Annotated in this window: 7 protein-coding genes; 6 read left to right on the top strand and 1 reads right to left on the bottom strand. The window is 29.5% G+C overall.

Annotated elements, in window-relative coordinates; all coding sequences use genetic code 11:
* Positions 1-325 precede the first annotated feature (325 nt).
* Entirely contained in the window at positions 326-904 is a 579-nt protein-coding gene (locus ABZA26_RS04970) for a 6-carboxytetrahydropterin synthase (protein WP_372713413.1), read from the bottom strand.
* 229 nt (positions 905-1,133) lie between these two features.
* Between ABZA26_RS04970 and ABZA26_RS04965 the strand changes: the two genes are divergently transcribed.
* The 6 genes from ABZA26_RS04965 to ABZA26_RS04940 all read left to right on the top strand — a co-directional run.
* Complete coding sequence (locus ABZA26_RS04965; protein ID WP_372713412.1) at positions 1,134-1,433, top strand: UxaA family hydrolase; 300 nt, start codon at positions 1,134-1,136, stop codon at positions 1,431-1,433.
* Between the two features lie 15 nt (positions 1,434-1,448).
* On the top strand, positions 1,449-2,609 hold the full coding sequence (locus tag ABZA26_RS04960) for a UxaA family hydrolase (RefSeq protein WP_372713411.1): 1,161 nt from the start codon (positions 1,449-1,451) through the stop codon (positions 2,607-2,609).
* A 10-nt stretch (positions 2,610-2,619) separates the two neighbouring features.
* Positions 2,620-3,564, top strand: a complete 945-nt coding sequence (locus ABZA26_RS04955) for a 2-keto-3-deoxygluconate permease (RefSeq protein WP_372713410.1) — start codon at positions 2,620-2,622, stop codon at positions 3,562-3,564.
* A 63-nt stretch (positions 3,565-3,627) separates the two neighbouring features.
* Complete coding sequence (locus ABZA26_RS04950; RefSeq protein WP_372713409.1) at positions 3,628-4,908, top strand: four-carbon acid sugar kinase family protein; 1,281 nt, start codon at positions 3,628-3,630, stop codon at positions 4,906-4,908.
* Entirely contained in the window at positions 4,905-5,897 is a 993-nt protein-coding gene (gene pdxA, locus ABZA26_RS04945; RefSeq protein ID WP_372713408.1) for a 4-hydroxythreonine-4-phosphate dehydrogenase PdxA, read from the top strand. Before ABZA26_RS04950 ends, pdxA begins: the two co-directional genes overlap by 4 nt.
* A gap of 47 nt (positions 5,898-5,944) precedes the next feature.
* The coding region (locus ABZA26_RS04940; RefSeq protein WP_372713407.1) for a FadR/GntR family transcriptional regulator at positions 5,945-6,482 on the top strand (538 nt) is incomplete at its 3' end.

Genomic DNA, 6,482 nt, shown 5'->3' with positions numbered 1-6,482 from the left:
TTGAGTCTAAGGGCTTTTTTATTTCATATGGAGTATTTATTTATTAAAATTACAAAAGGAATATTAGGGAACTTGTATAATTATAAATAAATTAAATTTTACCAATATAATTAGCTTTATATTTAGTTTCATTACTTCAAGTAATTTTTAGTTATTATTTTTTGTCTATGAATATACTAACAAACACAAATACCAATAGATTTAAAAAAGATGACTCCTATAAAATGCAGGAATCATCTTTTGAATGCTTAAATATTGTTCTACTTTTTTTATATGTCCTTGAAAAAGAGTTTATTTTATATTGAAACTCCATTTTTAAATTTCTCTACTTTTTTTTCTGATATCCGCACTTTGGACAATGACCATTTTCATCTAAAAAGATCCCACAAAGAGGACAACGGTCAAGGTTATTTTGCGTTTTAAATTCTGCAGATCCTACATTAACTCCACTAGTAAATGTAAGCTTAGTAATATTTAATTTACCTTTTAATAGTTCGTAAATAATCTTTATCATCCCTTCGACTGTTGATGTTTCCTTTGTAACAACTAAACGGCTATCTGGGTATGCAGTTGCGAGCTCTGTCTTAAATGCTTGACCCTTCATTGTATTTTGAGGAGCTCCATTTTTAATTCCTTCTTCCTCATATACTTTAAGTATTGCAGGAAGAAGCGGGTCATCTTCTCTTAAAATAAGAGCATGATCAAAGTTTTTAAGAACTTCCCAAGCAATTTTTTGGATTTCATTACATGGAAAAACCATATTAACCCCATCATTAATAGTGTCTTCAACTTCTATAGTTAAAAGCCCTGAATGTTCATGTAAATATTGTGCTTCTCCTTTAAACTTATAAAATATCTGTGTGCATACTGTAAATCGAGCGTAGTAATACTTCTCATTAATCATTCCTCCTTTATATTTTAATTGCGATATTAGTATATATATAAATAAATAATATTAATATCCTCTAAATAAATTAATATTTTTTACAATTTTTTGTCAATTTATATCTCAATATGTTCGACTATAGGCTTAAAAGATCAGTAAAAAATTTGACTTTTGAAAAAAAAGGAAGTATACTCAAATCATAAACATATTGGTTCAACCATTGAACCTTTAAAAAAGGAGGAAAACAATGAAAGTAAAAGCAATTATAGCTAAAAATATTGACAACGTTGCATCTGTAATTAATTTTATAGAGGCAAAAGAAGTTGTGGGGGTGAATTTAGATGGTGAGATAAGAAAAGTTTTAGTAAACCAAAATGTTCCTTATGGTCATAAAATAGCTTTAAAAGATATAAAAAATGGAGAAGATATATTTAAATATGGAGAAATAATAGGTAGAGCAACGGCTGATATTAAATATGGTGATTATGTACATGTTCATAATGTTGAGAGTAAAAGAGGAAGAGGGGACTGGAAAAAAATTAAATAAGGAGGAAAATAAAAAATGAAAATTCAAGGATATAGAAGAGAAAATGGAAAAGTAGGGATAAGAAATCATGTTGCAATATTACCATCTTCAGTGTGTGCTTCGGAAACTGCTGTAAGAATAAGTAACTTAGTGCCTGGAACTGTTGCTTTACCACATCAACACGGGTGTTGTCAGGTTGGTATGGATTCGGAACAGACTATTAATACTTTAATAGGATTAGGAGCTAATCCTAATGTAGCTAAAGTTTTAGTGGTGGGATTAGGATGTGAAGGTGCAGAGCCTTTAAAGATTGCTGAAGAAATTAGAAAAACGGGGAAAGAAGTTTCTATGATTACGATTCAAGGCTGTGGAGGAACTTTAAAAACAATAGAACAAGGTGCCAGAATAGCAAGAGAGATGATAGTAAAAGTTGCAACACTTAAAAGAGAAGATATTGATATTTCAGAATTAACTCTTGCAATAGAGTGTGGAGGAACAGATACAACTTCTGGCTTATGTGCAAACCCAGCTGTTGGAACAGCATCAGATATTTTATTAAGTCATGGTGGAATAGCAATGCTATCAGAAACTACTGAATTAATTGGTGCAGAGCATATTCTTGCAAATCGAGCTGTTTCAAAAGAAGTTAAAGATAAATTGTTGGAAATTGTTAAGAGAACAGAAGACAGAGCCATGTCTTTAGGCGTTGACATTAGAGGAGCACAACCTACTCCTGGAAATATAGAAGGTGGAATAATAACAATTGAAGAAAAATCATTAGGATGTATTTATAAAGCGGGAAGTGCACCTATTCAAGGAGTTCTTGAATATGCTGAAATACCTTCAAGTGGAAAAGGGTTTTACGTTATGGATACTCCTGGACAGGATATAGAATCTATTACAGGAATGGTAGCAGGAGGGGCTCAACTAGTAATTTTTACAACAGGAAGAGGGACACCTACAGGATTTCCAATAGCTCCAGTAATTAAGATAACTGGAAATGAGACAACTTATAATAATATGATTGATAATATCGATATAAATGCTGGGAAAGTTATAACAGAAGGAGTATCAATAAAATCAGTAGGAGAAGAAATTTTTTCAGAAATGTTAGAAGTATCAAATGGAAAGCCAACAAAAGCCGAATCATTAGGGCATAAAGAATTTGGAATATATAAAATAGCACCAACTTTCTAGGAGGGGACTTATGGAGATAAAAAGAAGTATTGAAAAAATACCTGGAGGAATGATGGTTGTCCCTTTAGTATTGGGAGCCTTAATTAATACATTTGCACCTGGAATATTAAAAATAGGAGGTTTCACTACAGCTATTGCAGGAGGAGCTTCAGCATTAATAGGAGTTTTTCTTGTATGTATGGGAGCAGGAATAAATCTAAAAGCTGCTCCAAAGGCAGCAAAAAAAGGATTTGGTATAACATTAACTAAGTTTTTGATAGGTACTGCAATAGGTCTACTTGTAGCAAAATTCATGGGTCCTAATGGATTATTTGGTCTATCATCGCTAGCTATAATTACTGCAATGACAAATACTAATGGTGGTTTATATGCAGCATTAGCAGGTGAATTTGGTGATGAAACAGATGTTGGAGCAATAGCTATAATTTCTATTAATGATGGACCATTTTTAACTATGATAGCACTAGGATCAGCAGGGGTAGCTACTATTCCTATAAAAGCATTAATAGGTGTACTACTTCCAATTCTAGTAGGAATGATATTAGGAAGTTTAGATTCTAAAATGAAAGAATTTTTAACAAAGGGAGGACCAATATTAATACCTTTCTTTGCTTTTGGATTAGGTGCAGGAATTAACTTTGCAATGTTAATAAAAGCCGGACTTCCTGGAATATTACTTGGCGTTTTAACAGCAGTAATTGGTGGTATATTTAATATAATGGCTGATAAGGCAAGTGGCGGAACAGGAATAGCAGGAGCAGCAGCATCTAGTACTGCTGGAAATGCAGTTGCAACTCCAGCAGCAGTAGCATTAGCAGACCCAAGTCTTGCTGGAATAGCCGCTATTGCAACGCCTCAAGTTGCAGCCTCAACTATAACAACGGCATTATTAGTTCCTATAATAACAAGCTATTTAGTAAAAAGAAATAAAAGAGCAGAAACTATAAAATCATAAAAATTACAAAAAAGGGGAGAACAATTTCCTCTTTTTTATAATTTTTATATGAGGAGAAGAGCGATGGATAAATATGTAATTATTGCAGATGATTTTACAGGAGCAAACGATACAGGAGTAAAATTTAGTAAAAAATCTATAAAAACTATAGTAACTACAAGACTTGAAGATTTTAAAAAAGAATTAGAAAAGTGTGAAACTTTAGTAATCGACTTAGAAAGTAGATTTGATAGAAAGGATATTGCTTTCAAAAAATCTTATGATGTCTCAAGAAGACTTAAATCTATGGGGATAAAAAGAATTTATAAAAAAATAGACTCAACATTTAGAGGGAATATAGGTAGTGAAATAGACGGTGCAATGAAAGGTGGAGATTTTGAAACAACATTCTTAATACCAGCTCTACCTAATGCTATGAGAACTACAGAAAATGGGAATGTATTTTTAAATGATATACTTTTAGAAAAAACAGAAATATCTTTAGATCCAAGAACTCCTGTTAAAGAGTCATTTATTCCTAATATATTATCAATTCAATCAAATAAAAAAGTAGGATTAATTAACTATGAAGAAATTGAGAAAGGACAAATAAAAAGTAAAATTGATAAATTACTTTTAGAAAATTGTGAAATAATTGTTTTTGATTCTATAAATGATACTCATTTAAACTTAATAGCTTTTTGTATAGAGAAAAATTTTAAAAATAATAATATAATGTTGGCAGGTTCAGCAGGTTTTGCTGAAAAAATTCCTAACATATATGATTTAATTCCAAAAATTCCATCAGCTTTAGTAATAGCAGGAAGTATTAGTGAAGTAACTAGAAATCAGATAATTTTTTTTAGTGAAGAATCAAAAATAAAAGGAATAAAAGTTAACGTAGAAAATTTATTTAATAAAAATAAGAGTTTTGAAAAAATTAAAATAATGAAGCAAGTTAAAGAAAAATATACCAAGAATGAAGATATTTTAATATATACAACAGATAAAAGAGATGAAGTAAATGAGCTCTTTTCCAAAATTGAAACAAGTGAACTAAATTTAGAAAAAATTTCAGAAAGAATAGCTAACTTCTTGGGTGAGATAACTAAAGATATCTTAGAACAATTTAAAGTGAGTGGTCTATTTTTAACAGGCGGAGATACTGCTATAAAAGTTAGCTCAGCTTTAAAAAATGAAGGAATTATTATTGAAAGGGAAATTGTAGAGGGAGTTCCATATGGATATTTTTTAGATGAAAAGTATAAAGATATGATTGTAGTAAGTAAAGCAGGTGCCTTTGGAAAAAAAGATGCCATATTAAAATCAATTGAATTTATAAAAAAGGAGAGTAAGAAAAGATGAACAAAATAATAGGAATAACTATGGGAGACCCTTCAGGAATTGGTCCTGAAGTTATTTTAAAAAGTTTTTTAAATAAAAAAATTAAATTAGGAAAGTATCTAGTAATTGGTGATTATGAAGTTATAGCTTTTTATAATAAGAAACTAAATTTAAATGTCAAATTAGAAAATATATCTAATTATGAAGAGATTAATAATTCTACAGAAACTTTAAGCGTTTTAAATTTAGGACTTGTTGAAATTAAAAACCTTAAAATAGGTGAGGTCAATTTAAGTTCTGGAAATGCTGCATTTCAATATTTAAAAAAAGCAATAGAATTAGCAATGGATGGAAAAATATCAGGAATTGTTACAGCTCCTTTGAATAAAGAAGCGATTAATAAAGCAGGTCATCATTATTCTGGACACACTGAAATTTTAGCTCACTATACATCGACAAAAGACTATGCAATGTTACTTTATGATGAAAAATTAAGTACTATTCACGTTTCAACACATGTTTCTTTAAAAGAGGCGATTGAAAGAACAAAAAAAGAAAGAATTGAAACAGTCATAGAATTAGCAGATAAAACATTTAAAAAATTAGGATTTAAAAACCCTAGGATAGCAGTTGCAGGATTAAATCCTCATTCAGGAGAAAATGGATTATTTGGTATGGAAGAGATTGATGAAATAATTCCAGCAATAAAATCATCTAGATCAAAAAAAATAAATGTAGAAGGTCCAATACCACCAGATACGGTTTTTTTAAAAGCAACAAAAGGCAATTATGATGTAGTTGTATCAATGTATCATGATCAGGGGCATGTTCCACTAAAGTTATTAGGATTTCATAGTGGAGTTAATATAACAGTAGGTTTGCCTATAGTAAGAACTTCAGTAGATCATGGAACAGCTTTTGAAATAGCTGGAAAAAATGTTGCTAATGAAGAAAGTATGGTAAATGCAATAAACTTAGCTCATCAACTTAGTAATGATTTAGTTCACTAATTGTGATATAATAATTATATTATCTAAGAACACAAAAGGAGTTAAGAATGTTTTTCCCAATAAAAACAAATGAAACATCAGAATTGATATCAAATTCAATAAAAAACTTAATTATAGAAGGGAAACTTAAGCCCGGAGATAAACTACCATCTGAAAGAGTTTTGGCCGAAAAATTTGAGGTTAGTAGAAATACATTGAGAGAAGCTTTAGGAAACTTAAAATTACTTGGAATAATTGAGACTAGAAAAAGTGATGGAAATTTTATAAGTTTAAATTTGGATAAAGTATTTACTGAAATGTTAAAATTTATGTTTTTCCTTAATGGTACTAAAAAAGATATTTTTCTTCTTAGAAAATCAATAGAAGTAGATGCTACTCTTGATTCTGTAAAACATTTTATAGACAAAGATTTTTTAGATTTATCTAAAAAATTAGAAGAATTTAAAAATATACCAGAAAAAAACTATAAAGAGATAGCAAAATTAGATATAGATTTTCATTATAAGTTAATTAGTAAATGCCAAAATTATTTAATACTGACACTTTATAAATCAATTTATACTTTAATCAATGAATTTTTAAATG

It is taken from the genome of Ilyobacter sp. (assembly GCF_041583315.1).
Classification (GTDB): Bacteria; Fusobacteriota; Fusobacteriia; order Fusobacteriales; family Fusobacteriaceae; genus Ilyobacter.
The sequence above is the reverse complement of the archived record's forward strand: the minus strand, read 5'-3'. Positions and strand labels throughout refer to the sequence as shown.